The organism is Nocardia sp. TBRC8007, from assembly GCF_056629435.1.
This window is the reverse complement of sequence record NZ_JBWSOR010000271.1, coordinates 1-204: the sequence shown is the minus strand read 5'-3', so window position 1 is coordinate 204 and position 204 is coordinate 1. Positions and strand designations below refer to the sequence as shown.

1 pseudogene is annotated in these 204 nt (G+C 63.2%); it reads right to left on the bottom strand.

The features are described 5' to 3' along the window. Positions 1–204, bottom strand: a pseudogene (locus tag ACX4ZE_RS23620) (IS481 family transposase); the annotation flags it as partial.

The window sequence follows — 204 nt, the reverse complement described above, 5'->3', positions numbered from 1 at the left end:
GTCACGATCCGCTCGAGGAAGACGATGCCATGGGCTCGGAAGAACGCTCGTGCCCGCTGCATGAATCCTTGAGCTGTCACGGACTTTTCATCGCTGAGGGCTTCGGTGTAGGCCAGCCGCGAGTAGCCGTCGACCGCGGAGTGCAGGTAGACATATCCGGCTTTGGCACCGCGTTTCTTGGCAGCCGCGGCCGCCTTGGCCTGG